Source organism: Robiginitalea aestuariiviva (genome assembly GCF_029537735.1).
Lineage (GTDB): Bacteria > Bacteroidota > Bacteroidia > Flavobacteriales > Flavobacteriaceae > Robiginitalea > Robiginitalea aestuariiviva.
The window spans coordinates 452,043-478,460 of record NZ_JARPUQ010000001.1; the positions used below are offsets into that span (position 1 = coordinate 452,043).

Annotated in this window: 27 protein-coding genes and 2 tRNA genes; 6 read left to right on the forward strand and 23 right to left on the reverse strand. The window is 55.7% G+C overall.

Going from position 1 to position 26,418, the window contains the following annotated elements; translation table 11 throughout:
* Positions 1-4: 4 nt before the first annotated feature.
* Together OZ410_RS02035 and OZ410_RS02040 are read right to left on the reverse strand one after the other, a co-directional pair.
* Positions 5-952 carry an L-threonylcarbamoyladenylate synthase gene (locus OZ410_RS02035; RefSeq protein WP_277706240.1) on the reverse strand — a complete coding sequence of 316 codons (948 nt, stop codon included), beginning with the start codon at positions 950-952 and terminating at the stop codon, positions 5-7.
* A gap of 65 nt (positions 953-1,017) precedes the next feature.
* Positions 1,018-1,099 (reverse strand) — tRNA-Leu (locus tag OZ410_RS02040).
* A 192-nt stretch (positions 1,100-1,291) separates the two neighbouring features.
* Between OZ410_RS02040 and OZ410_RS02045 the strand changes: the two genes are divergently transcribed.
* Both OZ410_RS02045 and OZ410_RS02050 read left to right on the forward strand, forming a co-directional pair.
* Entirely contained in the window at positions 1,292-2,620 is a 1,329-nt protein-coding gene (locus OZ410_RS02045) for a GntP family permease (RefSeq protein ID WP_277706241.1), read from the forward strand.
* A 13-nt stretch (positions 2,621-2,633) separates the two neighbouring features.
* A complete protein-coding gene (locus tag OZ410_RS02050) occupies positions 2,634-3,467 on the forward strand; it encodes a fumarylacetoacetate hydrolase family protein (RefSeq protein WP_277706242.1) in 834 nt (277 codons plus the stop codon).
* Between the two features lie 9 nt (positions 3,468-3,476).
* On the opposite strand, the gene OZ410_RS02055 is transcribed toward OZ410_RS02050, so the two are convergent.
* The 10 genes from OZ410_RS02055 to OZ410_RS02100 all read right to left on the reverse strand — a co-directional run bounded on the left by OZ410_RS02055 (position 3,477) and on the right by OZ410_RS02100 (position 12,875).
* Positions 3,477-4,805 carry a Gfo/Idh/MocA family protein gene (locus OZ410_RS02055; protein ID WP_277706243.1) on the reverse strand — a complete coding sequence of 443 codons (1,329 nt, stop codon included), beginning with the start codon at positions 4,803-4,805 and terminating at the stop codon, positions 3,477-3,479.
* A 3-nt stretch (positions 4,806-4,808) separates the two neighbouring features.
* The gene (locus OZ410_RS02060; RefSeq protein WP_277706244.1) at positions 4,809-6,185 is read right to left on the reverse strand and encodes a 3-keto-disaccharide hydrolase; all 1,377 of its coding nucleotides are present in this window, start codon (positions 6,183-6,185) and stop codon (positions 4,809-4,811) included.
* Between the two features lie 14 nt (positions 6,186-6,199).
* The gene (locus tag OZ410_RS02065; RefSeq protein ID WP_277706245.1) at positions 6,200-7,495 is read right to left on the reverse strand and encodes a TRAP transporter large permease; all 1,296 of its coding nucleotides are present in this window, start codon (positions 7,493-7,495) and stop codon (positions 6,200-6,202) included.
* Between the two features lie 3 nt (positions 7,496-7,498).
* Positions 7,499-7,957 (reverse strand): TRAP transporter small permease, encoded by a 459-nt coding sequence (locus OZ410_RS02070; RefSeq protein WP_277706246.1) that lies wholly within the window; start codon positions 7,955-7,957, stop codon positions 7,499-7,501.
* Complete coding sequence (locus tag OZ410_RS02075; protein WP_277706247.1) at positions 7,954-8,928, reverse strand: TRAP transporter substrate-binding protein; 975 nt, start codon at positions 8,926-8,928, stop codon at positions 7,954-7,956. The genes OZ410_RS02070 and OZ410_RS02075 overlap by 4 nt, the downstream gene beginning before the upstream one ends.
* A 3-nt stretch (positions 8,929-8,931) precedes the next feature.
* A complete protein-coding gene (locus OZ410_RS02080; protein ID WP_277706248.1) occupies positions 8,932-9,600 on the reverse strand; it encodes a bifunctional 4-hydroxy-2-oxoglutarate aldolase/2-dehydro-3-deoxy-phosphogluconate aldolase in 669 nt (222 codons plus the stop codon).
* A 16-nt stretch (positions 9,601-9,616) separates the two neighbouring features.
* The gene (locus OZ410_RS02085) at positions 9,617-10,657 is read right to left on the reverse strand and encodes a sugar kinase (protein ID WP_277706249.1); all 1,041 of its coding nucleotides are present in this window, start codon (positions 10,655-10,657) and stop codon (positions 9,617-9,619) included.
* Positions 10,654-12,069, reverse strand: a complete 1,416-nt coding sequence (uxaC, locus tag OZ410_RS02090; protein ID WP_277706250.1) for a glucuronate isomerase — start codon at positions 12,067-12,069, stop codon at positions 10,654-10,656. The genes OZ410_RS02085 and uxaC overlap by 4 nt, the downstream gene beginning before the upstream one ends.
* 254 nt (positions 12,070-12,323) lie before the next feature.
* Positions 12,324-12,545 carry a hypothetical protein gene (locus tag OZ410_RS02095; protein WP_277706251.1) on the reverse strand — a complete coding sequence of 74 codons (222 nt, stop codon included), beginning with the start codon at positions 12,543-12,545 and terminating at the stop codon, positions 12,324-12,326.
* A gap of 248 nt (positions 12,546-12,793) precedes the next feature.
* Positions 12,794-12,875: transfer RNA gene (locus OZ410_RS02100), tRNA-Leu, on the reverse strand.
* A gap of 101 nt (positions 12,876-12,976) precedes the next feature.
* On the opposite strand from OZ410_RS02100, the gene OZ410_RS02105 reads away from it, so the two are divergent.
* The gene (locus OZ410_RS02105; protein ID WP_277706252.1) at positions 12,977-14,374 is read left to right on the forward strand and encodes a dipeptidase; all 1,398 of its coding nucleotides are present in this window, start codon (positions 12,977-12,979) and stop codon (positions 14,372-14,374) included.
* A gap of 79 nt (positions 14,375-14,453) precedes the next feature.
* A complete protein-coding gene (locus tag OZ410_RS02110) occupies positions 14,454-15,554 on the forward strand; it encodes a DUF4407 domain-containing protein (protein ID WP_277706253.1) in 1,101 nt (366 codons plus the stop codon).
* 170 nt (positions 15,555-15,724) lie between these two features.
* Here OZ410_RS02110 and OZ410_RS02115 read toward each other — a convergent pair whose 3' ends face one another.
* From OZ410_RS02115 to OZ410_RS02160, 10 genes are all read right to left on the reverse strand, one after another.
* On the reverse strand, positions 15,725-16,087 hold the full coding sequence (locus tag OZ410_RS02115; RefSeq protein ID WP_277706254.1) for an MmcQ/YjbR family DNA-binding protein: 363 nt from the start codon (positions 16,085-16,087) through the stop codon (positions 15,725-15,727).
* Between the two features lie 11 nt (positions 16,088-16,098).
* A complete protein-coding gene (locus tag OZ410_RS02120; protein ID WP_277706255.1) occupies positions 16,099-16,512 on the reverse strand; it encodes a Dabb family protein in 414 nt (137 codons plus the stop codon).
* Positions 16,512-17,159 carry a DUF4230 domain-containing protein gene (locus OZ410_RS02125; protein ID WP_277706256.1) on the reverse strand — a complete coding sequence of 216 codons (648 nt, stop codon included), beginning with the start codon at positions 17,157-17,159 and terminating at the stop codon, positions 16,512-16,514. The genes OZ410_RS02120 and OZ410_RS02125 overlap by 1 nt, the downstream gene beginning before the upstream one ends.
* 78 nt (positions 17,160-17,237) lie before the next feature.
* Positions 17,238-17,987 carry a cyclase family protein gene (locus tag OZ410_RS02130; protein ID WP_277706257.1) on the reverse strand — a complete coding sequence of 250 codons (750 nt, stop codon included), beginning with the start codon at positions 17,985-17,987 and terminating at the stop codon, positions 17,238-17,240.
* Positions 17,988-18,004: 17 nt separating this feature from the next.
* Positions 18,005-19,138 carry a radical SAM family heme chaperone HemW gene (gene hemW / locus OZ410_RS02135; RefSeq protein WP_277706258.1) on the reverse strand — a complete coding sequence of 378 codons (1,134 nt, stop codon included), beginning with the start codon at positions 19,136-19,138 and terminating at the stop codon, positions 18,005-18,007.
* A 163-nt stretch (positions 19,139-19,301) separates the two neighbouring features.
* Positions 19,302-19,856 carry a crossover junction endodeoxyribonuclease RuvC gene (gene ruvC / locus OZ410_RS02140; RefSeq protein WP_277707162.1) on the reverse strand — a complete coding sequence of 185 codons (555 nt, stop codon included), beginning with the start codon at positions 19,854-19,856 and terminating at the stop codon, positions 19,302-19,304.
* A 4-nt stretch (positions 19,857-19,860) separates the two neighbouring features.
* Positions 19,861-20,349, reverse strand: a complete 489-nt coding sequence (locus OZ410_RS02145) for a hypothetical protein (protein ID WP_277706259.1) — start codon at positions 20,347-20,349, stop codon at positions 19,861-19,863.
* A 110-nt stretch (positions 20,350-20,459) separates the two neighbouring features.
* Entirely contained in the window at positions 20,460-21,602 is a 1,143-nt protein-coding gene (locus OZ410_RS02150; RefSeq protein ID WP_277706260.1) for a tetratricopeptide repeat protein, read from the reverse strand.
* Between the two features lie 3 nt (positions 21,603-21,605).
* Positions 21,606-22,871, reverse strand: a complete 1,266-nt coding sequence (locus OZ410_RS02155; RefSeq protein ID WP_277706261.1) for a M56 family metallopeptidase — start codon at positions 22,869-22,871, stop codon at positions 21,606-21,608.
* Entirely contained in the window at positions 22,868-23,230 is a 363-nt protein-coding gene (locus tag OZ410_RS02160) for a BlaI/MecI/CopY family transcriptional regulator (protein WP_277706262.1), read from the reverse strand. Before OZ410_RS02160 ends, OZ410_RS02155 begins: the two co-directional genes overlap by 4 nt.
* Positions 23,231-23,342: 112 nt before the next feature.
* Here OZ410_RS02160 and OZ410_RS02165 point away from each other — a divergent pair, with 112 nt between their 5' ends.
* The gene (locus OZ410_RS02165; protein WP_277706263.1) at positions 23,343-23,864 is read left to right on the forward strand and encodes a DUF456 domain-containing protein; all 522 of its coding nucleotides are present in this window, start codon (positions 23,343-23,345) and stop codon (positions 23,862-23,864) included.
* Here OZ410_RS02165 and OZ410_RS02170 read toward each other — a convergent pair.
* The gene (locus tag OZ410_RS02170) at positions 23,861-24,754 is read right to left on the reverse strand and encodes a LysR family transcriptional regulator (protein WP_277706264.1); all 894 of its coding nucleotides are present in this window, start codon (positions 24,752-24,754) and stop codon (positions 23,861-23,863) included. The two genes, OZ410_RS02165 and OZ410_RS02170, sit on opposite strands and share 4 nt — an antisense overlap.
* A gap of 79 nt (positions 24,755-24,833) precedes the next feature.
* On the opposite strand from OZ410_RS02170, the gene hutH reads away from it, so the two are divergent.
* Complete coding sequence (gene hutH / locus OZ410_RS02175; protein ID WP_277706265.1) at positions 24,834-26,414, forward strand: histidine ammonia-lyase; 1,581 nt, start codon at positions 24,834-24,836, stop codon at positions 26,412-26,414.
* Positions 26,415-26,418 lie beyond the last annotated feature (4 nt).

Here is a 26,418-nt window from a genome sequence, read left to right on the forward strand (position 1 = left end):
CGCGTTAACCCGGGAGGCCGTGTTCATGGGCAGCCTTGCGCAGGCGATCCATAATGGCAATGCCTATCCCCTGCTCCGGGACGGGTTCGGCCACCAGGCATTCCACCCCGGAGGCCTCCAGTTGGTGCATAGCACCGAAAATACCGGCAGCATAGGCCTTCAGGTCCCCATCCGGGGCCAGAGTGAGCACCCGGGCAAAGCCCTGGGGTGCGTTACCGCGGTAACTGATAAAGCCGCATTTGGAGGGATCCAGGCGTTGCAGCAGGGTCGGGGTAAAAAGGTGAAAGGGCTTTGCAGGGCTGTAATGGGAAGCCAGCATCCCCGGGGCTTCCGGGCTGCCCGCGGCTACCGGGCTGGCAGATTCCGGCAAGATCCGGTTCAGGTCTTCGCGCGTAATGGCCCCCGGGCGCAGGATCACATATCCATCCGGGCGCAATGCAATGATGGTAGACTCGATGCCCACCCGGGTTTCCCCTCCGTCCAGCACAAAATCCACCTCGGGCATATGCCGGGTTACGTGCTGGGCAGCCGTGGGGCTGATCCGGCCAAATTTGTTCGCGCTTGGGGCGGCAATGGGGCAGCCCGAACGGCGGATGAGCTCCTGGGCCATGGGGTGGTCCGGCATACGCACGCCCACGGTGGGCAGCCCTGAGGTCACCAGGTCCGGAACGCGTTCGGTCTTAGGCACTACCACGGTGAGGGGGCCGGGCCAGAAGGCTTCGGCCAGGCGGGTGAGCCTCGGGTCTTTGGAAGGGGTCAGCAGTTGCAGCTGGGAAAGGTCTGCGATGTGGACAATAAGTGGGTCAAAGGCCGGACGTTCCTTGAGTTCGAAAATCCGTGCGGCCGCCATGGGGTCCAGCGCATTGGCCCCCAGGCCGTAAACGGTTTCCGTCGGGAAAGCTACCACCTTCCCCTCGCGGATACAGGCGGCAGCCTGGTCTAGTGGATCCATCCTATTGCATCTTACTTTGCGCGGGAAAACCCCACAAAAAAACCCATCCGTCGGGATGGGTTTTGTACAGGTGGGGAGACTCGAACTCCCAAGCCTCGCGGCACTAGTACCTGAAACTAGCGTGTCTACCAATTCCACCACACCTGCCTGTCAGGACCCGAAGGCCACATAACACCCAATTCATTCAAATTGGGACGGCAAATTTAGTGCTTTTTTTGAATTGTATGCAAAGATTTTTTGGGTTTCGTTCCGGGAATTCTTTCCCCGGGCCGGAACGCAGCTCTTTCACGGGGAGCGCACTTCGTATTAAAATGTATATTTAGGGGAAGTTGGCTGCTTATGTACATTTTTATCCTGGTCCTGCTATGCATCGCCTTTATCGTCTGGGCAGGCGCCCGCCTGCAATGGCATCCCTTGCTGGCCTTACTGACGGCCTCCTTTTTATTTGGCCTGCTATCCGGGATGCCGCTGAGCACCCTGATCGACACCCTGAATACGGGCTTTGGGGAAACCATAGGTAAAATTGGCCTGCTCATTATCCTGGGGATCATCATTGGCACCTTCCTGGAGAAATCCGGCGGGGCCATGGTTATTGCCGAAAAGGTGCTGGGGTGGATTGGCCGCAAACGCATCTATGCCGCCCTGGGCATTATGGGCTATATCGTGTCCATCCCCGTGTATGCAGACAGCGGTTTTATGATCCTCCATCCCCTGGCCCGCGCCCTTTCGCGAAAAGCGAAGGCCTCCTACATTGGGGCGGGTATTGCCCTTGCGCTGGGGTTAACGGCCAGCCATACCATGGTGCCCCCTACCCCAGGCCCCATTGCTGCAGCCGGAATCATGGAAGCAGACCTGGGGCTGGTGCTCCTCTTTGGCCTGGCAGCCAGCGCAGCCGGACTCACCGGTTGTATCCTTTTTGCCCGTAGCCTTCGGCATCTCCCGGACCCGGAAGGGGCTGCTCCTGCACCTGTGCCCATTGAAAGCACATATAAACCGGGGGCCCTGAAAGCCTTCCTCCCCATCCTGGCCCCTATCCTGCTGATCCTGCTGGGGGCCCTGGCTGCCCTCCCCGGGCACCCGCTGGGTACCGGTTGGGCCTATACCGCGGCTACAAATGCCGGCCACCCCGTGGCTGCCCTGGGTGCGGGCCTGCTGCTGGCCCTGTTGCTCCCGAAAAAGTGGGAGCGGCAAATGCTGCACAGCAGCGGGTGGGTTGGGGAAGCCCTGCACAACGCGGCTATCATTATCCTGATCACCGGTGCCGGCGGGGCCTTTGGCAAGGTGCTGCAGGAAGCGGGAATCGGGACGCTTATCGAGGAACAATTCGGGACGACTGCCCTGGGAATTTGGCTGCCCTTTCTGGTGGCAGCCGCCCTGAAATCTGCCCAGGGTTCTTCTACGGTAGCCCTCATAACCACTGCATCCATCATTGCTCCCCTGCAAGGGGCCCTGGGGTTCGACACCCCATTGGCCCAGGCCATGGCCGTGGTAGCCATTGGGGCCGGGTCTGCCGTAGTATCCCATGCCAACGACAGTTTTTTCTGGGTGGTAACCCAACTGCTGGGTCTGGATACCGCCCGGGGATACCGAACCCATACGATGGGTACAGCCATCCTTGGTCTTTCCGCCATGATTTGCCTGAGCCTGCTTTATCTCTTTATTTCCTAATGCCGCTGCTGCCATGAAACTCTATCGCACCACCCAGGGAATCTTACTGGAACACCAGGGTGCCTTCCGCATCCTGCAAACCGAGTGGGACGCCCTGATCCGTTCGGCAAACCTGCCCGCCACCCTGGAGGGCCTCTGGAGTCACTCCCCTTTAGTGGAGGACCCTGCCCCCTATCTGCATGCAATGCTCCCACCCGTAGGCCAACAGGAACTCTGGGCCTCGGGGGTCACCTACCTGCGCAGCAAGAGCGCCCGGATGGAGGAATCGCGGGAAGCCGGAGGCGGCAATTTTTACGATAAGGTGTATGAAGCGCCGCGGCCGGAGTTGTTTTTCAAGGCCATGCCCCACCGCATTGCCGGGCACCGGCAACCCATCCGCATCCGCAGGGACGCCCTTTGGAATGTACCGGAACCCGAACTCACCCTGGTGATCAATCCCTCCGGGCGTATCTGCGCCTATACGATCGGGAATGATGTGAGTTCCAGGGACATTGAAGGGGAAAACCCCCTGTACCTGCCCCAGGCCAAATCCTATGAAGGTTCTGCGGCAATAGGCCCCTGCCTTTGGGTCCCGGACGGCCCCATTCCGCCGGAGACGGAAATCCATTTGCAAATCCTGCGCGGCGGGGTGGTGGAATTTGAAGACACCGTAGCCCTGGCCCGGATGAAAAGAAGCCTGGAGGAACTGGTCTCTTACTTGTACCGGGAACTGGATTTTCCCAACGGCAGCCTGCTGATGACGGGCACGGGTATTGTCCCTCCCAATGATTTCACGCTGCAGGTGGGGGACCAGGTTCGCATCCGCATCGATCCCGTTGGCGTTTTGGAAAATACCGTTACCCGATAACCGCCAGCTTTACAAGGTAGGCTCCCACCCGGGTTGATAGGCCCGCTTCCAGTTTTTCATGACCTCTTTGTCATTGGTCACGCGCCCTGTGGCGGTATCGACATGCAGGGTATGCCCGGCATCCTGGGCCATATTGCCCAGGTGGCAGAGCATGGTGGAGATGCTGGCGTCTGCAATGGGCGCGGCCAGGGCCTCCCCGTCGCGGATGGCGTTGAAAAAGTTGGCCACGTGGTTTACGTCCAGCGCCCCTATCCCCTGGGTGTCCGTGGTAGCGCTCAGGCTGCGTTCAAAGAAGTAGGCCACGGGTTTGCCCCCCAGGTCGTAGCGTTTATAGAAGTTCCGGCTGAGCTCAATGGTCCCCTTTTCCCCGTAGAGGGTTACTCCCCGCCCGGGCCGTTCGGGCTTGAGCAGGCCGCGGCTGTGCCCGGTCCAGGTAATAAATCGGCCTTCGCCGAAGGTGTAGGTTACCTGTTGGTTGTCCGGGAATTCCCAGTCGTCATCGTAGGTGTATTTACCCCCGAAGGAGGTTACCGTTTCGGGCAGGCCTACCCCCAGCGCCCAACGGCAGATGTCGATCTCGTGGGTGCCGTTGTTGTGGATTTCCCCCGTACCCCAGCGGCGAAACCAGTGCCAGTTATAAGGGTGGATATTGGAGCGGTAATCGGTTCGCGGGGCAGGGCCCTGCCAGAGTTCCCAGTCCAGGGTATCCGGCACAGGCGCCACGGTGCCTTTTCCTATGGATTCCCGGTTGTTGGAATAATAGGCCTCCCCCTTGTAAACCTTTCCGATAAGGCCATTGCGGATATCCTTTATGGCCTGTATGGAGGTCTCGGCGGAACGCTGTTGGTTCCCCATTTGCACCACCTTCCCGTATTTCTTCTGAGCGGCCACCAGCAACTCGTTTTCATGGGGGTTGTGGCTGCAGGGTTTCTCTACATATACGTGTTTGCCGGCCTGCAGGGCCAGGATGGCCATAGGAGCATGCCAGTGTTCCGGGGTGGCAATAAAGACGGCTTCCACCTCGGGGTCTTCCAGGGCTTTCCTGAAATCCCGGACCGAAGCGGGCACCTGCCCCAGGTGTTCCTGGCACCAGGCATTGTGGGCCTCCAGGATCGCTTCGTCCACATCGCAATTGTATTTCACATAGGCGTCCGGGCAGGCATGGATGGCCATGACATGGGCCTTCCCCCGGCTGCGGATCCCGATTACGGCGCAGGCGATCCTGCGGTTGGCGCCCAGGATGCGGGCATAACTGGCACTGGGGAAGACCAGGCCGGACAGACCCAGGGCTGCCGTCCCAGCTGTGGTTTTCCGAATAAAACTTCTACGGGTTTCCATAACCTATTCGTTTAGGGGTTTGATTTTAATGTTCCGGAATTGCACCCGGTCTCCGTGGTCCTGCAAAAGGATATGCCCGCGCGGGGCTTCCCCGAAGGCCGGCCAGACTTTATATTTACTTTCTGCCACCAATTGGCGGTAGGCCTCACTGCCCCGCTGGTATTCCAGTACCCTGGCGCCGTTGAGCCAATGTTCCACATGGCCGTTCTCGGACCGGATGTAGGCGGTGTTCCATTGCCCGATAGGCGCAACCGGCTTATCCGGGGCAGCGGCAATCAGGTCGTAGAGGGAAGCCAGGGTGCGGCTGCCCTCGTGGTTGCCGAGTTTGGCATCCGGGTGGCGGGCGTCGTCCAGGATCTGGTATTCCAGCCCGATAGCCGATCCCTCACCTTGGTTAAGCTCGGTATCCACATAGTATTTGATCCCGCTATTGGCGCCTTCGGTAATCCGGAAATCGACGTGCATCTCAAAATCCCCGAAGGTTTCTTCGGTTACAATGTCGCCACCTGCCGCGGCTTCGGCCCCGCCCGAGGCCAGCACGGTAAGGATGCCGTTTTCCATATTCCATCCGGTTGCAGGAAAGCTGTCCAGGCGCGCACCCCTCCAACCCTTAGCCGTAGCCCCGTCCCAAAGGAGCTGCCACCCACCATCCTGCTCGGCTGCGGTCAGACGGTTCAGGGTGGTTATGGGCTCCAGGGGCATGTCCTGGGTATATTGCTGCAGGCTGTCGGTGAGGATGCGCAGGTTGCGCCAGCGGATTTCGGTACCCGCCTGCTGGTCTTTGCCAATACTATGCACCTGCAGGGCGATAAACCCTTCCCCGGTCTTGTCGTCGATCAGGTGGGCGGCCGGCACCTGGTTGATCCAGGTTTTAAGGGTATCCCCTATGGCCTCGATGCGGTAATGGTTCCAGCCATCGCGGCGGAACGCCTGCTGTGCTTCCGGATTACCGTCCAGGGGCACCAGCCACCCCCTGCGGCCTTCGTCATAGATGCCCGCGCTCCAGGCCCTGGCCGAGGGGTCAATCTCTACCTGATAGCCGTGTACCCGGCCGTTCTGGTAATAGGGAAAGCTGTTGCTGCGGATCTGGATCCCGGAATTCATGGTGGTATCTACCCGGTATTCCAGCTCCAGGATAAAGTCGCCATACCGGGCCTGGGTGGCCAGGAAGGAGTTCGGGGTCTGGTGCACGGTACGCCCTACAATGGCACCGTCTTCCACTGCATAGCGGGCCTCTCCGCCCAATTGCTCCCATCCGTTCAGGTCTGTGCCGTTAAACAGGGGTTGCCATGGCGTATCCGTTTCGGGGCCAGGGGCGCAGGCCAGCCCCAGCAACAGAAGAGCCGCGGCTGCACAACTAAAATATCGATTTGTTATCATGGGTTTGGTATTGGTCACAGGTCAAACAGCGATGGCAGCCAGAGGCTGAGCTGCGGGATATAGGTCACCAGGAACAGGGCGGCGATCATGGCCACAAAAAGCGGCAGCAGCGGCCGGACCACTTTCTCTATACTGGTCCGGGCAATGCCCACGCCTACAAAAAGCACGGAACCCACAGGCGGGGTACACAGCCCAATGCAGAGGTTCAGGATCATGATGATGCCGAAATGTACCGGATCGATCCCCAGTTTGGTTACCACAGGTAAAAAGATAGGGGTAAAAATCAGAACCGCCGGTGTCATATCCATGAAAATACCCACCAGCAACAGGATCAGGTTTATCATGAGCAGGATGGCGATCTTGTTATCGGTCATGCCCAGCAGCCCTTCGCTGATCTCCTGGGGAATGTGCTCGTAGGACAGCACCCAGGACATAGACATGGACGCCCCGATCAGCAGCATCACAATGGCCGTGGTAGACGAAGACCCAAGGATAATATGGCGGAGCTTGCCTAAGTCGATTTCCCGGTAGATGATCCCCAAAACCAGGCTGTACAATACGGCAATGGCAGAGGCCTCGGTGGCCGTGAAAATCCCGGCTACTATGCCGCCGATCACCAGTATCAGCAGAAAAAGGCTGGGCACCGCATCCACAAAGGTGCGGAAGACTTCCCGGATGCCGTACCGGCGTCCTACCCCGTAACCCTTGCGCCGCGCCCATATGGCCGCCACGGTCATCAGCAGCAGGCCTGTCAGGATACCGGGGATATACCCGGCCAAAAAGAGGGCGGCAATGGAAGCACCCCCGCTGGCCAGGGAATAGACAATCAGGATATTACTCGGGGGGATAACCAGGCCCGTGGTGGCCGAGGTAATGTTAACAGCCGCCCCAAAACCCCGGTCGTACCCCTGCTTTTCCATTTCCGGTCCCAGCATGGTTCCCATGGCCGAGGCGGAAGCCAGGGCAGAACCCGCAATGGCCCCCATCAGCATGGCGGATATGATGTTGATCAGGGCCAGCCCCCCGGGCAGGGCGCCCACCAGGGTCTTGGCAAAGGCGATCAGCCGGCGCGCAATCCCCCCTTGGTTCATCAGCTCCCCGGAGAGCACAAAAAAGGGAATGGCCAGCAGGGCAAAACTATCCAGCCCTGCCGCCATGCGCTGGGCCACCGTAGTGAGGGCCGGGAGGGCCGGGAGGCTAACCAACATGGTGAGCGTGGCGGAGATGGCAATGCTCCAGGCCACGGGGGTCCCAATGGCCAGCAGGCCAACAAAACTCAGGATCAGAACCAGTAATGGGATGTATTCCATAGGTCAGGGCGATAAAAGGTCCAGGGTTTTGTAATAGATAATCAGCAGGCCGCTTAAAGGCAGTACCAGGTAGACCACTGCCAGGGGCAGGCCCAGAGCTGGGGAAAACTGATCCAGCACCCAGGTAACATATACCAGGCGAGAGCCCCCTATGATCAGCCCGAAGAAACAGAACAGGATAATCACCAGATTCACCAAAAATCCAAGGCGACGCTGGCGGGAGGGGGAAAGGCGGTTGGGGATCACATCGATGGCCACGTGCATACGTTGGCCCGAGACATAGGCCGCCCCCAGCACCCCCAGCCAGATCATCAGGTAGCGGGCCAGTTCGTCCGTAAAAGAGCTCGGGGCCCCCAGCACATAGCGGCTGAACACCTGCCAAAGCACGTTCAGTACCATGGCGGTCATCAGCACCACCAGGGTCCATCCCAAAATCTGGTTTACGGTCTGGCGGGTTTTCATGGGTCAGGGGTTGCTTGGATTTGACGGATCAGACGGTTCAGGGTGGTATCGGCCTCATACAGGGCATAGGCCTCTTGTGACATCTCCCGAAACGGGGCCTTGTCCGGGCGGGATACCTCCACCCCCGCCTTGCGGACAGCGGCCAGGGCCTCGGCTTCGGCCAGGGCCCAGAGCTCCCGCTGGTAGGCGATCGATTCCTGCGCGGCCTGGCGCAGCCAGGATTGTTCTTCGGTGCTCAGGGTATCCCAGAATTGCGTGCCCGCAATAAGTACATCCGGGGAAAAGGTATGTTCGTCCAGAGCATAGTATTTACACACTTCGTAGTGGCGGGCCAGGTAGAAACTGGGCGGGTTGTTTTCCGCCGCGTCCACCACGCCCTGTTGCAGGGCCGTATACAATTCGCCCCAGGAAATCGGGGTGGGAGACCCCCCCATACTCCGGATCATATTGATGGCCGTAACACTTTCCATCACCCGGACCTTCAAACCTTTCAGATCGTCCGGATGGGTAACGGGACGGGCCATGGTATAGAAGCTGCGGTAACCGGCATCGTAAAATCCCAGCCCCTTCAGCCAGTATTTAAGGCCATCGTCCAGCAATTCCTGCCCAATGGATCCATCCAGAACGGCAAAGGCATGCCCCCGGTTCCGGAAGAGGTAGGGCAGGCCCAGGATGCGGGTTTTGGGCGCAAAATTTTCGAGCGTTGCCACGGAAACCTTGGTCATGTCCAGGGTCCCTATTTGCAGCAATTCCAGAATTTCCCGTTCGCTGCCCAACTGCTGGTTGGGATAAATCTCCAGGCGCATCCGCCCCTCGGAAAGCTTTTCCAGGTCTTCCCCCATACGCATCATGGCCTGGTGAACGGAATGGGTCACATCCAGGCTATGGGCCAGGCGCACAAACCGCACCTCTGCCTGGGGCCGGCACCCGACCAATAGAAGTATCCCGAGGAAGGCGATGACCCATCTCATACCCTAAGCCCGGATTTGCCTGATGGTTTGCAGGGTTTGACGTACCTGTTCCTCAAGGGAGGCAAAATCCCCGGCCTGCAGCAGGGAGGCCGTAATGAGTTTGGAGCCCATCCCCACGCAACTCACCCCGGCGCCAAACCAGGCCTTCAGGTTATCGGGGTCGGTACTCACCCCGCCCGTGGGCATAATACTGGTCCAGGGCTGAGGGCCTTTAACCGCCTTGACAAAGCCCGGGCCGTAAACATCTCCAGGAAACAATTTGATGATTTCGCACCCCAGTTCCTCGGCCCGGTTAATTTCGGTCACAGAACCGCACCCGGCGGACCAGAGCACTTTCCTGCGGTTGCAAACCAGGGCAATATCTTCCCTGAGGGATGGGGTAACTACAAAGTCGGCGCCCATGCGCATATAATGGGAGGCGGCGGCGGCATCGGTGATGGAGCCTACGCCCAGGGCCATTTCGGGGAGTTCTGCGGCTACAAAACGGCTGAGCTGGGCATATACCTCATGGGCAAAGTCTCCCCGGGCCGTAAATTCCAGCAGCCGGGCCCCGCCTCGGTAACAGGCGGCAACCACCTGTTTGCACAGTTCGGCGTCCGGGTGGTAGAAGAGGGGCACCAGGCCGGTCGCTTCCATTTTTTGCGCCACTTCCAATCGTGTAAATCGTGCCATAATTCGAAGTTTAAATTTAACGGACCACGCGCCCGGAAGCATCGCCTCCCATGAGTTTTTCCACCTCCGCCACCGTGACCAGGTTGGCATCGCCTACAATGGTATGCTTCAGGCAGGAGGCGGCCACGGCAAAGTCCAAAGCCTTCTGGTCGTTGCCCGGGTAGGTGAGCAGGCCATAAATGAGCCCCCCCATAAAGGAGTCCCCGCCGCCCACACGGTCTACAATATGCGTAATCTGATACTGGCGTGAGCTGTACAGGGTCTCCCCGTCGTAGAGCACCCCGGCCCAGGTGTTGTGTGAGGCCGAGAGGGAACCGCGCAGGGTGGTGATCACTTTTTTAGCCTTGGGAAAACGAGCCATCATCTGGGTGCAGACACTGCGGAAGGCCTCCGCCTGCACCGCATCCCCGTGCCGGGTCACATCCAGGCCTTCGGGTTTGATCCCGAAATGTTTTTCGGCATCTTCTTCATTCCCCAGGATGATATCGCAATAGGCTGTGAGTTCGGACATGATCCCTTCGGACGCCACCCCGTACTTCCAGAGTTTGGCCCGGTAGTTCAGGTCGGTGGAAATGGTAATCCCCATGCGGCTGGCCACTTGTACCGCTTCCAGACAGGCATCTGCCGCACCCTGGGAAATGGCCGGGGTAATCCCGGTCCAGTGGAACCACTGGGCATCGGCAAATACGGCCTCCCAATCTACCATACCCGGGCCGATTTCGGCCATGGCCGAATGGGCCCGGTCGTAAACCACCTTGCTGCCGCGGCTAACGGCCCCGGTTTCCAGGAAATAAATCCCGAGCCGGTCGCCCCCGAAAATAATCTGGTCCGTACCTACACCCCGTTTGCGCAATTCCATACGGGCACATTGCCCCAGGTCATTGTCGGGCAGGCGGGTCACAAAGTCCACGGGCAGCCCGTAATTGGCCAGGGACACGGCCACATTCGATTCGCCTCCCCCGTACACCACGTCAAAATGGTTGGCCTGGGAAAAGCGGAGGAACCCTGGCGGGGATAACCGGAGCATGATCTCGCCAAAGGTGACTATTTTCTTCATGGGCTTATATGGTCTTTAAATTCGAAATAAGATAAGGCATTGCCGTAGCAGATATCCTGTACAATCCCGCCGATATGATCCAGGTCTGTGGGCAGGAGCCCGCGCTGTATATCCTCCCCGAAAAGCTGGCAGACCAGCCGGCGGAAGTACTCATGACGGGGAAAGGAAAGGAGGCTCCTGGAATCCGTTAGCATGCCTACAAAAGTGCTGATGAGCCCCATTTGGGACAAAGCCTCCATCTGCTGCCGCATACCGTCCAACTGGTCGTTGAACCACCACCCGGAGCCGAACTGTACTTTCCCGCGGCTACTGCCATCATTAAAGTTCCCCGCCATGGTGGCAAATACCTCGTTCCAGGCAGGATTCAGGGTATACAGTACTGTTTTGGTCAGTTGGTCGGACTGGTCCAGGGTATCCAGAAAGGCCGCAAGCCTGCGCGCCTGTGAAAAATCCCCGATAGAATCGAAACCGGTGTTGGGCCCAAGCTGATCCAGTAGCCTGCTGCTGGCATTGCGCAGGGCGCCCAGGTGAAATTGCTGCACCCACCCCCTGCGGTGATAGGACCTGCAAAGCTCCAGCAACAAACCATATTGCAGGCTTTCCCAGGCTTCAGGGGAAACACGCCCCCCCTGGCGCAACTTCAGGAATACGGCCTCCGGATTGGTGGCGTCTGGCCCCGGCATGGGCAAATGCTCCAGCCCATGATCACTCAGACGGCACCCAAGGGCCTGGAATGCATCCATGCGCATTTCCAGGGCCTGCAAGAGGTCTGAATAGGTTTTTATTTGTACCCCGCTGGCTGCTTCCAGCCGGTCCAGGTAAGCATTGTAGGTCTCCGGGGGGGCAGGAGTATAGGCCAGGTCCGGCCTGAAGGCAGGCAACATCCGGGGCGCTATGCCATCCGCCCGGGCTTTTTCATGCCACTGCAGGGAGTCTGCCGGGTCGTCCGTAGTACAGACGACTTCGACCTTCATCTGTTGCAATAGGCCCTGGGCTCCGAAACCAGCGCCAGCCAGCTTATCACTTGCCAGGGCATAGACCTCATCTGCATGGTCCGCATTCAGCATACCATCCCAGTCAAAATACCGCAGCAGTTCCAGGTGGGTCCAGTGGAAGAGCGGGTTGCGTATGGTTTGCGGAACACAGGCAGCCCACTTTCGAAACTTCTCCCGGTCCGGGGCATTCCCTGTAATAAAGGCTTCCGGTACCCCCAGCGTACGCATGGCCCGCCATTTATAATGGTCCCCTTCCAGCCAGGCCTGGCTCAGATTTTCAAAACGATGGTCTGTAGCCACCTGCTCGGGATCCAGGTGGTTGTGGTAATCCAGAATGGGCAAATCTGCGGCATACTCATGGTAAAGACGCTCCGCAAATGCATTTTCCAATAAGAAATGGTCGGTTATAAAAGACATTCCGTCAGGCTTGGGCACTGTGCCATTAGGTGTTAAAGATACACCTCGAGGTCATAGAAAAAAAACAATTCCCGGACTTCAGGGCATTTTTTGCAATCGATTCCGTAAATCGAATCAAAATGCACGGAGCATCTTTAAAACCCCACTATACAAGGGAATTATACCCGCCGGCGCTCCTACACCAGTAGCCATAAGGGATTTGCCCCAATTCCGGGTTTGACACGACAGGGAATCACACAATTCCGAACCCGGAATCAGGTCAGTTGCAGCAAAAGGGCAATAATCAGCGTAATGAGGAGGCAACACACCACCAGCAGGCTGATGATGAGTTTGAACATCATGGACATGGAATCCCCAAAACGTTGCACCAGTTTAAAAGTTTCGGTCTGGTAAAACAATTGGGAAATTTGCAGGTCCTTGGAATCCATCAGGCGTTGTGATCGCACAAAGCCTGGGAGCGAGTTTTTGGATTTCATGAGCTAGGTTGGTTAGGGAACTTTTCAAATGTCAATTTAACATTTTATTTGAACCCCTTCCAAATATTTCCTGTTTTTCGCCAAAGGACATCGCAGGTGAATTCCCTATACTCCCATTCCTCCCCAGGGGTTAGTCCCCGTTCCCCGCAGGCAGAAACCTATCGCGTTTTCTGTAAGCACATGAAAAACGCAAAGCCACCCCAATTGGGGATAAAAAAAGGCCTCCCGAAGGAGGCCTGAAGCCGAAGTGCAGGCGGAGGGACTCGAACCCACACACCTCGCGGCACTAGATCCTAAATCTAGCGTGTCTACCAATTCCACCACGCCTGCAAAAGGACTGCAAATATAGCGGAATTCGCAATACAGCCTCCAAGTATTTTCCAAAATTACACCGCTTTCGTACCTTAGTAGGATCATTAAATAAAGACCCCATGACTTCCATTTCGGACTATATTCAGACCCATCGAGACCGTTTTATCCAGGAACTTATGGCCCTGCTGCGCCATCCTTCCGTAAGTGCGGATTCCGCATACAGCCAGGATGTACTGGACACGGCCCAGGCCGTGGCGAAAGCCTTGCGGGAAGCGGGTTGCGACCAGGTTGAGGTGTGTGAAACTGAAGGATACCCCATTGTGTACGGGGAAAAGCGTATGGGGGACCACCTGCCTACCGTATTGGTCTACGGCCACTATGACGTACAACCCCCGGACCCCATGGAGCTCTGGGATACGGCCCCCTTTGAACCCGAGATCCGGAAAACCGCCTTACATCCTGAGGGCGCCATTTTTGCCAGGGGGGCGGCCGACGACAAAGGGCAGTTTTTTATGCATGTAAAGGCCCTGGAATATATGGTTCGCAACAACGCCCTGCCCTGCAACGTCAAATTTATGATCGAGGGGGAAGAAGAGGTGGGCAGTACCAGCCTTTCCGCCTTTGTGCGCGAAAACCGCGAAAAACTGGCCAATGACGTGATCCTGATTTCGGATACGGGTATGATCGGGCGGGACGTCCCTTCCATCACAACAGGCCTGCGCGGACTCAGTTACGTAGAGGTAACCGTAACCGGCCCTAACCGGGACCTCCACTCCGGGCTTTACGGTGGGGCGGTGGCCAACCCTATCAACATCCTGGCCAAAATGATTGCCTCCCTGCACGACGAAAACAACCACATCACCATCCCCGGATTCTACGACAGGGTGCAGGAACTCACTGCCGAAGAACGCCAGCTCATGGCCGAAGCCCCTTTTGACCTACAGGAATACAAGGATGCCCTTAACATTGATGCGGTGTATGGGGAAAAGGGATATACCACCAACGAGCGCAACGCCATCCGGCCCACCCTGGATGTGAACGGCATCTGGGGCGGATACATTGGCGAAGGGGCCAAAACCGTTATCCCCAGCCAGGCCCACGCCAAGATTTCGATGCGCCTGGTCCCGGACCAGGACTGGCATGAGATCACCCGGTTGTTTACGGAGCATTTTGAGCGCATTGCCCCTGCAGGCGTTCGGGTAAAGGTGACACCCCACCATGGCGGGCAGGCGTATGTGACGCCTATAGACCACATCGGGTACCAGGCGGCCAGCAAAGCCTATGAAACCACCTTTGGAAAAATCCCGGTTCCGCAAAGGGGCGGCGGCAGCATCCCGATTGTAGCCCTGTTCGAGAAAGAACTGGAGAGCAAGACCATCCTGATGGGCTTTGGCCTGGACAGCGATGCCATCCACTCCCCCAACGAACATTACGGCCTATTCAATTACCTGAAAGGCATAGAAACCATCCCGTTGTTTTACCAGCACTACACAGAATTGGCTACCAAAGGCGCATAACCCCAAAATTACCGACAGGGTCACGTAACAATTCCCCAAAGGCTGCGTTCTAATAGGTACATCAAAAACGAACGCTATTATGATACGCCGCTTTTTCATCCTCTGTTCAGGGGCAGACCGGGATTTGCTGGAATCCTGCAGCTCCGGGGAACAAAACAAGTACGCCGGCATTGGGGCCACGGTATTCTTTACCGCATTAATGGCATTTCTGGCTGCCGGCTATGCCCTCTTTACCGTCTTTGACAACCTTTGGGCTGCCCTGGGGTTTGGCCTTGTATGGGGGCTCCTGATTTTTAATCTGGACCGGTACATTGTCTCCACCATGCGCAAGCGGGATGGATTTGGACGCGAATTGCTGCAGGCGGCCCCACGAATCTTTCTGGCAGTGATCATTGCCGTTGTGATTTCCAAACCCCTGGAACTTAAAATTTTTGAAAAGGAAATCGACCAGGTCCTGCTGGAGCGTAAAAACCAGCTTACCCTGGACAACCAGACCCAACTTGCCGAACAATTCAACCCGGCCATTGCGGAAAAGCAGGCGGAAATCACGGCCCTGAAACAGGAGATTGCCGACAAGCAAGCCACAACTGATGCCCTGTACGACACCTATATTGCCGAAGCTGAAGGACGGGAAGGCACTCTGCTGTTGGGCAAGGGCCCGGTCTACAAGGAAAAACGCGAAAAACACGATGCTTCCCTGGCCGAATTACAGGCCTTGCGCACCGAAAACCAGACCAAGATAGCCGGTGTTGAGGCCGAAATTGCCGATCTGGAAGCAGGGTACACCACGGCCGTAACGGAAAGCCAGCCCGTCATTGACCGTTTTGACGGCCTTATGGCCCGCATCGATGCCCTGGGCACATTGCCCTGGTTCCCTTCCTTTTTTATCTTCCTGTTATTCCTGGCTGTGGAAACCGCACCTATACTGGTGAAGCTGATGACCCCCAAAGGGCCATACGACATGAAACTGGAGGACGAGGAAACGGCCGTGCAATCCTGGGTACAACAAAAGGTGGACCAGCGCTTTAAACTGGCCGACACCGACCGGGTACTCAATGAAAAGATCTATGCGGAAATAGCGGAGGAAGAAGCCGTTTACGCCTACAAAAAGCAGAAGGCCGAATCCCTGATGCGCCTGCAGGCCGCCCGCTTTCACGACCTGCATGCCCGCAACCTGTAGGGGCTATAGCTATCCCGGAAATACAAAAAATTTCGGGGTGATAGGTCTTTGCAGGCTCAAGGCGTTGTGGGAAATAAAAATTGCCCACCTCCCCCCTGTAGCGGCAAGATAGGTGCAGCAACTGCATTCCCCTATCACCCGGATTCATCCCCAGCCGCGGCAGGCACACCCTACTCGGGTAACCCTTCCAGTTCGGCCCTTACCTTTTTAGGCAGGGAGGCCACAATCAGGTTATAGGAATCGTCGATGAGCTTGCGCAGGAAGGCTTCCGGCAATTGTTCAATGAGCACCGTATTCCAATGGGACTTGCTCATATGGTATCCCGGCAGGATACGCCCCTCGTATTGCTCCCGCAATTCGGGGATATCCTCCGGGGCTGCCTTTAGGTTGGCCTGCGGGGGTATGCGCTCCAGAGGGGCAATGGCGAACATTTTTCCCATCACCTTAAAAACAAGGGTATACTGATCGAAAGGAAACCCCTCGGTTACCCCCTTCTTTTTCAAACAATATTCCCGAAAGGCCTCAATATCCACAGGGCAGCGTCTTACTCCCCGGCATCCAGGCCAATGGAGTCGTAGACAATCACCTTTTTCCAGAGGTGTTCTGCCTCGGCGATAAAATCCAGGTGGGGCTGCTCAGACTGGTACGCCGCCTGGGCTTCGGCAGATTCAAAGCTCACGATCAGGCTATAGGTAAAAGAGCCATCCACCACATCCCTTGTAGCCGAGGGGGGCGTCCCGATAAAAAGGGTCTTGGCATACTGACTGCGGGACAAAAAGGTCTTGAGCGCCTTTTCAAAGGCCTGCCGATCCTGGGCACTTTCAGGGTTGTGCAGCCAGAAATAAACGGTGTGGGCAAAGGACGGGTCAAAATTATTCATAGATGTTTCACTTTGAGATTGGGCCGGGGCCACCCAACAGAGCAGGGCCAGCGCGGCGAGAAAAAAATTTGTTTTCATTACGGATTGGGTTTATTGAATGGGGATGCCTCCCCTGAACCTTCCAGGGCGCGTAGGGGCACATCCAGTTTCAGGGCTTCATAGTCGAGTTTCCAGCCAATGGTGCCCACAATGGACTCCATAACCAGAATGGCTTCCAGGGCCTCCTTCCGGGCTGCCTCCATGAGCCCGCTCTCCGGGATTTTTTCCCGGATGTGTTCCTTGGCTTCCCGGTTCAGTGCGGTAAGGTCGTCCGGGGTAAAAGGATTGAAAATCCCGTTACGGATGTCGTAGAATTCCAGCTCCGGTTCTACCGACAGCACCTCCGGTTGCGGAAACTCCTTCAGGACCACCGTCTTTCGGTCCGGGTTTGCAACAACCACAAGCTTCTTAAAGTCATAGCCCACATGCGCGCGGGCCTTGATCACGATAAGCGCCTTTTTCTTGGTGCTGAATAGCCTGCCAAAGTGGTCCTTCTGGTTTTCGTACCGGTAAATTTCCGCAAAATCCCCTTCCACTGAAATGAGTTTGGAAACGGCACGGATTTTCTCCAGCAAAACCGAGGACTGCTTCAGGGTTACCGATCGGCTCCTTTTCCGTGAAAAGAAGGTGTACATGCCGTACATAAGCACGGCACCGAGTACGCTTCCGGTAAACAATTCCAGCATGGTTCCTAAATTCTTTTTTGGTTGACTACAGCCGCTTAAAGGTACATTGCTTTTTGAAATATCCGGGATTCTCCTCCCCTAGCGGACTTCCACAAGCGGAAAAAGCAAGGGGCGGCTGGGGCAGGCGTCATTCTGGAAGGGTGCCATTTGTAGATTAAGCAAATACCATCCATCCGGTAAGGCATCCGGCACGGAGATGAATTCCGTTATAGTGGCATCCCGCCTCGGTTCCCCGGGAAGCCCCCAGAAGGCCTTATGTGCCGCCAGGGCGCCCCCATCCGATTCCGGATCTACCGAGGGCAGGTCAATGAGGAGGTGGGTAACCCCGCGCTGGGCAAGATAGGCAGCCGCTACAGCTTCCAGAAAGGGCGCCCCGGCCCCGGACCAGTCTTTCACGGCCATTCGGGATGCCTCGGTGCCCGTCCGCAATACCAGGGCAGGGAGCGGTCCTGGCTCCAGGGCTTTCTCCAGGTCTGCACGAGCTATGAAGTAATGTTCTCCTTCCCCCCTGGGCTCAAGGGTCAATACCCTGGCCATGCACCAGGGGGCCGGCGGTACATCCAGAACGGTTTCATTTTCCGGGGTAATGTGGCCCAAGCATTCCGTATGGGTTCCATGGGCATGGGGATTAAAATTGATATCCCGGAAATTTACCGAAGCCCCTGCGGCCACGCTGCCGATAAAATCCCCATCCTGGTAGGGAGAAATGCGCGCAGGACCAATGCCCCAGGCCGTTAGTCCGTTATTGCAAATAGGCAGGGAACAATCCACGGCCCCATTCGCATCCGCGCGGTAGGCAGTGCCCTCAAAGGTAAATTCCAAATTCATAGGCAGTGGGGTTTGGGTTATTTCAAATTAACCATAAATAAATCACTGGCAATTCCATCGGCCAGAAATTTGCCTTTGCGGGAAGTGAACAGGGCATCTCCGTCCCGGAACAGCAAATGGCTGTCCAGGTAGGGCTGGGCCTGCCCCAGGAGGTAGTCCAGATAGGCGGGGCCAAAGGCCTGGGAGATGCCCGAAAGGGACACGCCCCACACCGTACGCAACCCGGTCATGATGGCCTCGTTGTACCGGTCCCGTACCGATAGCGCTTCACTTTCCCAGTAGGGGGTTCCCTCCTGCAGGGCCTTGAGGTATTTCAGGTTGTGGGCTACATTCCAGCGCCGGTTTTTTCCATCATAGGAGTGGGCGGAGGGGCCAATTCCCAGATAGGCCTTCCCCTGCCAATAGGCGGTGTTGTTCCGGGAAAAAAATCCGGGCTTGCCAAAGTTGGAGGTTTCGTAATGTACATACCCTGCCCCTTCCAGGGTGTCGGCCAGGTGGCGGAAATCTTCTTCGGCCCGGGTATCATCCACATCGGGACTCCGGCCTTTGGCCACCATGGCGCCCAGGGCGGTACCCGGCTCCACGGTAAGGGCATAGGCAGAGATATGGGGCGGTTCAAACCCCAGGGCTTTTTCCAGAGTCTCCTTCCACTGCCCGGGGGTGCTTCCCGGCAGGCCGTAAATCAGGTCGATGGAATAATTCTCGAACCGGCTGCGCACTGCCTCCAGGCAGGCCACCGCCTGCGGCGTAGTGTGGGCGCGGTTCATCCATTGCAGTTCTTTTTCCCGGAAGCTCTGGATTCCAATACTCAGGCGGTTCACAGGTCCGGCAGCCAAGCTTTCAATGCGCTGAAGGTCCAGGTCGTCGGGGTTAGCCTCCAGGGTAACTTCCGCCCCAGGTGCCACGGAATAAAAACGATGGATGGTTTCCAGGAATACCTTTATCTCTTCCGGGGTTAAAAGGGAAGGGGTACCACCCCCGAAGTAAACCGTTTGGATTTCCTGCCCGTGGGCCTCTCCGGCACGCTGCTCCAGCTCCAGGCACATGGCTGCCAGCACCTCCGCCCGGTGCTTTTGGGTGGTGGAAAAATGAAAATCACAGTAGTGGCAGGCCTGTTTGCAAAAGGGGATATGGAGGTAGATGCCGCTCATGCCGGGGGGTTCAATTGCCGCCTCAATGCGCGGCATGGCAAAGGTAGGGGGAATAGGGCAAACAGCGGTGCTCGTTTTTTTCAGGCTGGGGTTGTAGCTTGTCGCTGGGGGGGAGGGAAGGGGGGATCCCGCAAGGTGGGAAACAAAGGTTTATCCGGTACGATTACCCCTTGGTCCGGTCCGAATTCTGCCGCACAAAAGACTCCCACCCGGAGTAGGACTTACCGCCAACCGGGTTGCCCTGGTTGTAGAAATGGCATACGGCAGCCGCCAGGCCATCGGTACTGTCCAGGTTTTTGGGAAGGGATTTAAGCCCCAGGGTGGATTGCAGCATCCGGGCCACCTGCTCCTTGCTGGCATTCCCATTTCCGGTTATGGCCATCTTGATCTTCTTGGGCAGGTACTCGGTGATGGGGACCTGTCGGGAAAGGGCCGCGGCCATAGCCACCCCCTGGGCCCTGCCGAGCTTCAGCATGGATTGGACATTCTTCCCATAAAAGGGGGCTTCAATGGCCACCTCATCCGGATGGTAGGTGTCGATCAGTTCCACGGTCCGGTCAAAAATCAGTTTGAGCTTGGTGTAGGGGTCCTGATACCGGCCCAACAGGAGCTCATTCATTTGCACGAATTCCATGCGCTTGCCCACTACGCGGATGATCCCGAAGCCCATAATGGTTGTCCCGGGGTCGATCCCCAATATGATCTTATCCTGCAGCATCTCTTTATTCATCCGTATTCAGGATTAAGGGCAGACGGTATTGGGTAGCCACGGGAATACCCTGCTTGGTAGCGGGCTGCAGGCGCGGCAGGCTCTTCAGGCTTCGGGAAACAATCCCTTCAAACTGGGGATTTTCCCGGACCACTGTGGCGTTTTGGTCCATGGACAAAATGGAAACCACCCCCTGGTTGTCGATTACAAAGTCGATAAACAGGGTATCCCGTAAAGCCTCCGGGCTGCGGAATTGAAAATCCTGCAGGGTCATATTCAGGTGGAGCACCAGGGTGTTTTCAAAACATTGCAATTGCACTTCCCGGGGTTCGGATTCATCACAAGCATCAAAAAGCGGAAACTGGTCTACCTGGTTCCAGTTAATGCCTTCAACCTTTTCCGAAACCATCTGGCGGGTCAGGGTGTCCCAGGAGGTAAACCACTCGCAGGAGGTACATAACCCCACCAAAATACACCATAAAATCCCTGTTGCTGATCTCATTCGTCCGGTCACTGCTGACGTCCGAAAATTACGATAATTTTAGGGGACCCCATCAATACACGCAAACCATATGCGCACAATTGCCGTTTGCTCCTATCTTCAACAACTGGTCAATCCAAATCAGCCTCCTGACGTAATTGATCTAGCCTACGTCTGGCAGTGGCGGTAAAATAATTCTCATAATTGCCATATTTGTCTAGAAAGCGATCATAACAGGCAAATATTTTTTGCGGGGTTTCGGAAGTCTTATCCAAACAAGCACAAATCTGATATTCAACTCTGATATTATCGCCGGTTTCCTTTAAAAGAAGGCGATAATAAGACAACGCTTCCTCGAAATCCTGACCCTCCTGAGCTATTCGTGCCAAAGCCTCATATTCATTCGAGAGATTAGGGGATTTGGCCAAAATGGACAAGTGATAAAAATTTTTGGCACTATCGATTTTACGTTCTTGGTGGTAGCTCCGAGCCAATCCAAAATATGCATCACCCTCGCGCCCATCAAATTCCAATAAATTCTTAAAAGCAATTCTTGCGCTATCCGGTTGTGTGAGGACTAAATACGAGTGCCCGAGTTTATCCCAAACATATGCCTTGTCTTCCCCTGCATCAATCAAAGACTTTAATCCCACCACGGCTTCGCGAAAACTGTCTCGGTTAAATAACGCTTGTGCTCTCAAACTCTTTAAGCCTATGTGATGCGGAAAAGAATGGATTCCCATTTCGCTATAAAAAATTGCAGAATCCGGCTGGTTTCGTTTCAGGTATGCCAAACCCAGTTGAAGCAAAGTCCGGAGATGTGCAGAATCGCGAGAAACAGTGTTCCTCCAAATGGAAATCGCCTTTTCTGTCTGCCCCAAATTGTTGGCCAAAAGGCCATCGTAATATTGAAACTCTGAATGCTCCGGATGCGTAGAAACTAGTATGTTAATTTGTTCTCTGGCTTCTTTCAACCGTTTAGAACGGTACAAAAGCTTTGCCCATTCATAGCGGGCGACATTTCTGGTAGGATATTTTTCACAGAATTGGCGATAATGATCTATTGCTTGCATTTCCTTACCCATGGCAGCCAGGGCTTGAGCAATTCGTAATTCAGAACGGGCAGACGGGCATATGGAATACGCTGATATGGCTTTATCGTAATCACCAACCGCGAATAAACTATCTGCAGTAACTGAATTCTGTCCATGGGACTGTTGTAGCAGTACCAAAGCACAGCAGACCGCAAACCGAGAAACAATTCTATTGGTCAATCCTTACTGCAGTTTAAAGACAATGGGAATGGAGTAAGGAACATTAACCGGTTCGCCGTTGCTCATACCCGGGGAAACCATTTTGGGGAGTCTTGAAATAATGCGCTCTGTTTCCGCTTCCAAAATGGGATCCGGTCCTTTCTGGCGGATGTCGATTACCGAGCCATCGGTGCCGATGGTAAACATAACGGCCACCCTACCCTGTAACCCATTTTCCATGGCTTCCTCGGGGTACCTGAAGTTTTTCCGGATATGCTCTTGCAACTTGGCGTTAAAGCAGGCGGCGGGGTCTTCTGCATCCTCACATCCGGGATAGACCGGGGCCACTTCGACCATGCCAAAAGGTACGGATTTGACATTGGGGTTGGCCTGGAGCTTTATCCCTTGTGGATCATCCGGGAATTCCTGGGATTCACCGAGGCAGGAACTCACCAAACAAAGTATTCCGCAAAAAGGAATAAGCATCAGATAAGACCATTTTTGAAGGCTTGAACTTTTTTTCTTTTGTAACATGTCAATACGTTTTTTGATTAGGTTTTGTGTGAAAAAGCTATGGGAAAGGGGGAGTTCTTCCACCCCGAATACCTGGCTGATCAGTTGGTGATAATACGCTGATGGGTTAGATTTTACCGTCTTTGCATCCGCTTGATACTCGTGTATCTCTACCAGGTACTTTTGAAATACCCAAAGCAGGGGGTTGAACCAGAATACCATGCGAACTACAGCAAGAAAAAGAATATCCGCACTGTGCCAATGACTGACATGTGCCATTTCGTGCTGAAGAATGTTTCCTCGGGCCTTCGGGGAGATTTGATCCCCCATAAAAATCCGATTCATAAAAGAAAAGGCTTCCTGGGAGTTAGGGAGGGTTACCAGGACATACCGCAGCTTATTTTCCACCTTGGAATTGCGATGGACGCGATAGAGGCGGAAACATTTACGGCCCAGCTGTATGAGGGCAATTAAGCCGCCCAGAACCCATATCCACAACAAAAGTGAACCAAGGCTAAGACCCGTACTTTCCGTGGCAGTAAACGTCAATTCTCCTAATTCCCGAATGGAAGCAAGGGTATTAATCGGTCCCTGGACCACCTGTAAATAGCGGTCCGACAGTTTCCAATCAACCCATGGAAGAACCAGGGAAAGCGCACAACCCAATAAGAGAAACAGGCGATTCCAGGCAAAGTATGTGGTACGCGCAAAGTAAATCTTATACCCAACCAAGACCATAATTTGGATGGCGAGCATTTCTATTATATAGGTTGTCATGGGTTCTCCTTTTTAATCTCTTTCATGATACTCTCCAGCTCCTTCAGGCTCAGATCCTCCTTTTTCATAAAGAAGGAAACCAGGCTTTTATACGATCCCTGGAAATATCCGTCGACGAATTTCTCGAGGGATTTATGGCTGTACTCTTCCTTGGTGACCAGGGGATAATAGAGGTACCCCTTGCCCTGTTGTTCGTGGTCCACAAAGCCTTTTCCTTCAAGAATCCGGACGATTGTGGAAACGGTGTTGTACGCGGGGCGCGGTTCGGGCAATTGCCCGATAATCCCAGCTACATTGGATTTATCCAGGTCCCACAAGACCTGCATGACCTCCTCCTCGGCTTTGGTTAATTGCTTCATAAGCTGATTTTCTGTTTGCTAATATAACTAAATATTTAGTTTAAACTAATTATTTAGTTAATAAAGAATCATGTAACAACTATCTTTACCCAAAGACAGATAAGCCAACATTATGGATATCGCTTTGTTCCTTATTGGCCTGGCCTGCATGATCGTGGGCCTGGCGGGCAGTTTCCTTCCCGTGCTGCCCGGCCCGCCCATTAGTTGGCTGGGGTTGTTGCTACTGGCCTTAACCAGCGCCGTGCCGGACAACTGGTGGTTTTTGGGCATCACGGCGGCTGTAGCCCTATTGATAACCGGCCTGGACTATTGGATTCCGGCCATGGGCACCCGGAAATTCGGGGGCAGTCGCGCCGGGATGGTGGGTACGACCATTGGCCTGGTCGTGGCTATTTTCTTCCCCGTCCTGGGTATCGCCGGGATTGTGATCTGGCCCTTTTTGGGTGCCATTGTTGGGGAATTGCTGAATAAATCCGACCGCAAAAAAGCCTTCCGCGCTGCGGTGGGTTCCTTTATCGGCTTTCTGACGGGAACTTTCCTGAAATTTGTGGTCTGCATGGTCTTCCTGGGCCTTTTTGCCATGGATGCCTGGAACTACCGCCACGCCCTTTTTCCTTTCCTTTTCGGGGATTAAACCCCCTTGGCCTGCAGGTTCCGGATACAGTAGTCCAGTGCCCTGGAGTGCTCCCCTTTTTTCCATACGGCCGATAGTACCGCACGCTGACGGATTTCGGTCAGTTCCAGAAACCGTACGGAGAGATCAAACCCCTGCCGGAGGGAGGAGGGGATGATGGCCACCCCCAGCCCGCTTTCCACCAATTTGAATATCGTATGGGCGTGCACGGATTTGTGGGATACGCGGGGGTGAAACCCGGCATCCTCACAAATGCTGAGCACGGTGCGGTAGTAGTCCGGGCTGTATTCCGGGCTGAACAGGATAAAGGATTCCGATTCGAACTGCCGTACATTCAGGAAGCCTTTTTCCAGCACCGGGTGGTTAACGGGAACCACTACTGAAAAGGTGTCCCGGACCACCGGGCAGCCAGCCAGTTCTGTGGGAAGCTGGGAAAGCCGCACAAATCCAAGATCCAGCCGCTCCTCCAGCAGGGCTTCCACCTGGGCCGGGTTGGAGAGTTCCTCCAGGCTGCTGTGCCACTGGGGGAAGGCGTGTTGTAGGTCCAGCAACAGATTGGGGATCACCGCCTGCATAGCCGATCCCAGAAAACCAATGCGGATCTCCCCGGAGAGCCCCTGCCCGATATCGCGGGTCTGGTCGTAGATATGTTCCAGGCGGTTCAGCTGCGGACGGACCTGTTCCAGCAGGTGGCGACCTGCCGCAGTAAGCTTCACCTCCCGGCGGTTGCGCCTCAGGAGTTGCGTCCCCAGATGGTATTCCAGACGGGCAATCTGCCGGCTCAGGCCAGGTTGGGAAATATCCAGGGATTTGGCCGCCTTATGAAAATTCAGGTGTTGGGCCACGGCCATGAAATAGCGCAAATGCCGCAATTCAATTTGATAACTCATAGTTATCAAATATAGATTATTTCGCATCAATAATTATTAGTGATTTTCGGTAATTTTGAGGTAACCATTGTCCTTTCCCATGCCAAAAAACCTTCAGGAATTTGCCTTCGGGGCTGCCAACCTCACCGCCGGGACAGCCCTGGCCCTGGCCCGTGGCCAAATGCGTGGCCTCCTCAATCCGCAAACCCGAAAAAAGGTTCAACAGAGTGAGGCAATCGTATCGGAGATCGTGGCCCGCGGCAAGGCCGTTTACGGCATCAATACGGGTTTCGGACCCTTGTGTACCACCCGTATTTCTCCCGATGAAACTACCCAACTCCAATTCAACATCCTGAAGAGCCATAGTGTTGGGGTTGGCCCGCCTTTGACTCCGGAAGTTTCCCGTTTGATGCTGGTTTTGAAACTACAGGCCCTGGCCCAGGCGCGAAGCGGGGTACGGGAACAAACGCTGGACCGCATCCTCTGGCACCTGGATGCCGGCGTCACTCCAGTGGTGCCTTCCCAGGGCTCGGTGGGGGCTTCCGGAGACCTGGCGCCCCTGGCGCATCTGTTCCTGCCCCTGATCGGGTTGGGGTATGTCTGGCAGGATGACAAAAAGGTGCCGGCCGGGCCTGTCCTGGAAGCGCATGGGATCAAACCCCTGGAGCTTGGGCCCAAAGAGGGGCTGGCCTTGATTAACGGCACCCAGTTTATCGCGGCCCATGCCGTGGCCGCCCTGGAAAAAATGCACGCCTGCCTGGCCCAGGCCGATATTATCGGCGCCATGATGATCGAGGGGCTGCAGGGCTCCCTGATGCCTTTCCATGAGGCCCTGCATGACCTAAGGCCCTACCAGGGCACCCGTCATGTGGCATCCCGAATCCGGAAACTGCTGCAGGGCAGCGAGATCCTGGAGGACCATATTGACTGCGAACGCGTGCAGGATCCCTATTCCCTGCGGTGTATCCCCCAGGTACACGGTGCCTCCCGCAATGCCTGGCTGCACCTTAAGGAACTCCTGGAGGTAGAGTTAAACGCCGTTACGGACAACCCGGTGATCATCGACCGCGACCTGTCCATCAGCGGAGGGAATTTCCACGGGCAACCCCTGGCTATGGCCCTGGACTACCTTTGCCTGGCAGCCTCGGAAATCGGAAACATTTCCGACCGGCGCATCTACCTGGCCCTGGAAGGGAATAACACCGGCCTGCCCACCCTGCTGATGCAGGATACCGGGCTGAATTCCGGCTATATGATCTTACAGTACACCTCGGCTGCCCTGGCCAGCGAAAATAAAAGCCTGTGCTTTCCGGCCAGTGCAGACAGCATCCCCACCTCCATGGGGCAGGAAGACCATGTAAGCATGGGGTCCATTAGCGGGCGGAAAGCCCTGCAGGTGCTCGGGAACGTAGAAAAAATCCTGGCGATAGAACTCCTTACGGCCGCACAGGCCTTTGAATACCGCAAGCCCCTGAAATCCGGATGGTTATTAGAGCAGGCTCACGCCCTGGTGCGCAAGCATGTTTCCTTTGCCGAAGAAGACCGGGTTTTTGCGGAAGATATCGAAAAGGGCCTGGAGCTGATCCAATCCGGTGCCCTGATGCGCCTGATCGATAAGACTGCTGCCCGGGAGGACCAATCCCTGGCCACCGCCTTTGACCCCTTATTTGAAACCTTTTGATCCC

Bases quoted from the DNA above. Each gene is read 5' to 3' on its own strand.
- OZ410_RS02035 (WP_277706240.1), bottom strand. From the start codon at position 952: ATGGATCCACTAGACCAGGCTGCCGCCTGTATCCGCGAGGGGAAGGTG.
- OZ410_RS02045 (WP_277706241.1), top strand. From the start codon at position 1,292: ATGTACATTTTTATCCTGGTCCTGCTATGCATCGCCTTTATCGTCTGG.
- OZ410_RS02050 (WP_277706242.1), top strand. From the start codon at position 2,634: ATGAAACTCTATCGCACCACCCAGGGAATCTTACTGGAACACCAGGGT.
- OZ410_RS02055 (WP_277706243.1), bottom strand. From the start codon at position 4,805: ATGGAAACCCGTAGAAGTTTTATTCGGAAAACCACAGCTGGGACGGCA.
- OZ410_RS02060 (WP_277706244.1), bottom strand. From the start codon at position 6,185: ATGATAACAAATCGATATTTTAGTTGTGCAGCCGCGGCTCTTCTGTTG.
- OZ410_RS02065 (WP_277706245.1), bottom strand. From the start codon at position 7,495: ATGGAATACATCCCATTACTGGTTCTGATCCTGAGTTTTGTTGGCCTG.
- OZ410_RS02070 (WP_277706246.1), bottom strand. From the start codon at position 7,957: ATGAAAACCCGCCAGACCGTAAACCAGATTTTGGGATGGACCCTGGTG.
- OZ410_RS02075 (WP_277706247.1), bottom strand. From the start codon at position 8,928: ATGAGATGGGTCATCGCCTTCCTCGGGATACTTCTATTGGTCGGGTGC.
- OZ410_RS02080 (WP_277706248.1), bottom strand. From the start codon at position 9,600: ATGGCACGATTTACACGATTGGAAGTGGCGCAAAAAATGGAAGCGACC.
- OZ410_RS02085 (WP_277706249.1), bottom strand. From the start codon at position 10,657: ATGAAGAAAATAGTCACCTTTGGCGAGATCATGCTCCGGTTATCCCCG.
- uxaC (WP_277706250.1), bottom strand. From the start codon at position 12,069: ATGTCTTTTATAACCGACCATTTCTTATTGGAAAATGCATTTGCGGAG.
- OZ410_RS02095 (WP_277706251.1), bottom strand. From the start codon at position 12,545: ATGAAATCCAAAAACTCGCTCCCAGGCTTTGTGCGATCACAACGCCTG.
- OZ410_RS02105 (WP_277706252.1), top strand. From the start codon at position 12,977: ATGACTTCCATTTCGGACTATATTCAGACCCATCGAGACCGTTTTATC.
- OZ410_RS02110 (WP_277706253.1), top strand. From the start codon at position 14,454: ATGATACGCCGCTTTTTCATCCTCTGTTCAGGGGCAGACCGGGATTTG.
- OZ410_RS02120 (WP_277706255.1), bottom strand. From the start codon at position 16,512: ATGAAAACAAATTTTTTTCTCGCCGCGCTGGCCCTGCTCTGTTGGGTG.
- OZ410_RS02125 (WP_277706256.1), bottom strand. From the start codon at position 17,159: ATGCTGGAATTGTTTACCGGAAGCGTACTCGGTGCCGTGCTTATGTAC.
- OZ410_RS02130 (WP_277706257.1), bottom strand. From the start codon at position 17,987: ATGAATTTGGAATTTACCTTTGAGGGCACTGCCTACCGCGCGGATGCG.
- hemW (WP_277706258.1), bottom strand. From the start codon at position 19,138: ATGAGCGGCATCTACCTCCATATCCCCTTTTGCAAACAGGCCTGCCAC.
- ruvC (WP_277707162.1), bottom strand. From the start codon at position 19,856: ATGCTGCAGGATAAGATCATATTGGGGATCGACCCCGGGACAACCATT.
- OZ410_RS02145 (WP_277706259.1), bottom strand. From the start codon at position 20,349: ATGAGATCAGCAACAGGGATTTTATGGTGTATTTTGGTGGGGTTATGT.
- OZ410_RS02155 (WP_277706261.1), bottom strand. From the start codon at position 22,871: ATGACAACCTATATAATAGAAATGCTCGCCATCCAAATTATGGTCTTG.
- OZ410_RS02160 (WP_277706262.1), bottom strand. From the start codon at position 23,230: ATGAAGCAATTAACCAAAGCCGAGGAGGAGGTCATGCAGGTCTTGTGG.
- OZ410_RS02165 (WP_277706263.1), top strand. From the start codon at position 23,343: ATGGATATCGCTTTGTTCCTTATTGGCCTGGCCTGCATGATCGTGGGC.
- OZ410_RS02170 (WP_277706264.1), bottom strand. From the start codon at position 24,754: ATGAGTTATCAAATTGAATTGCGGCATTTGCGCTATTTCATGGCCGTG.
- hutH (WP_277706265.1), top strand. From the start codon at position 24,834: ATGCCAAAAAACCTTCAGGAATTTGCCTTCGGGGCTGCCAACCTCACC.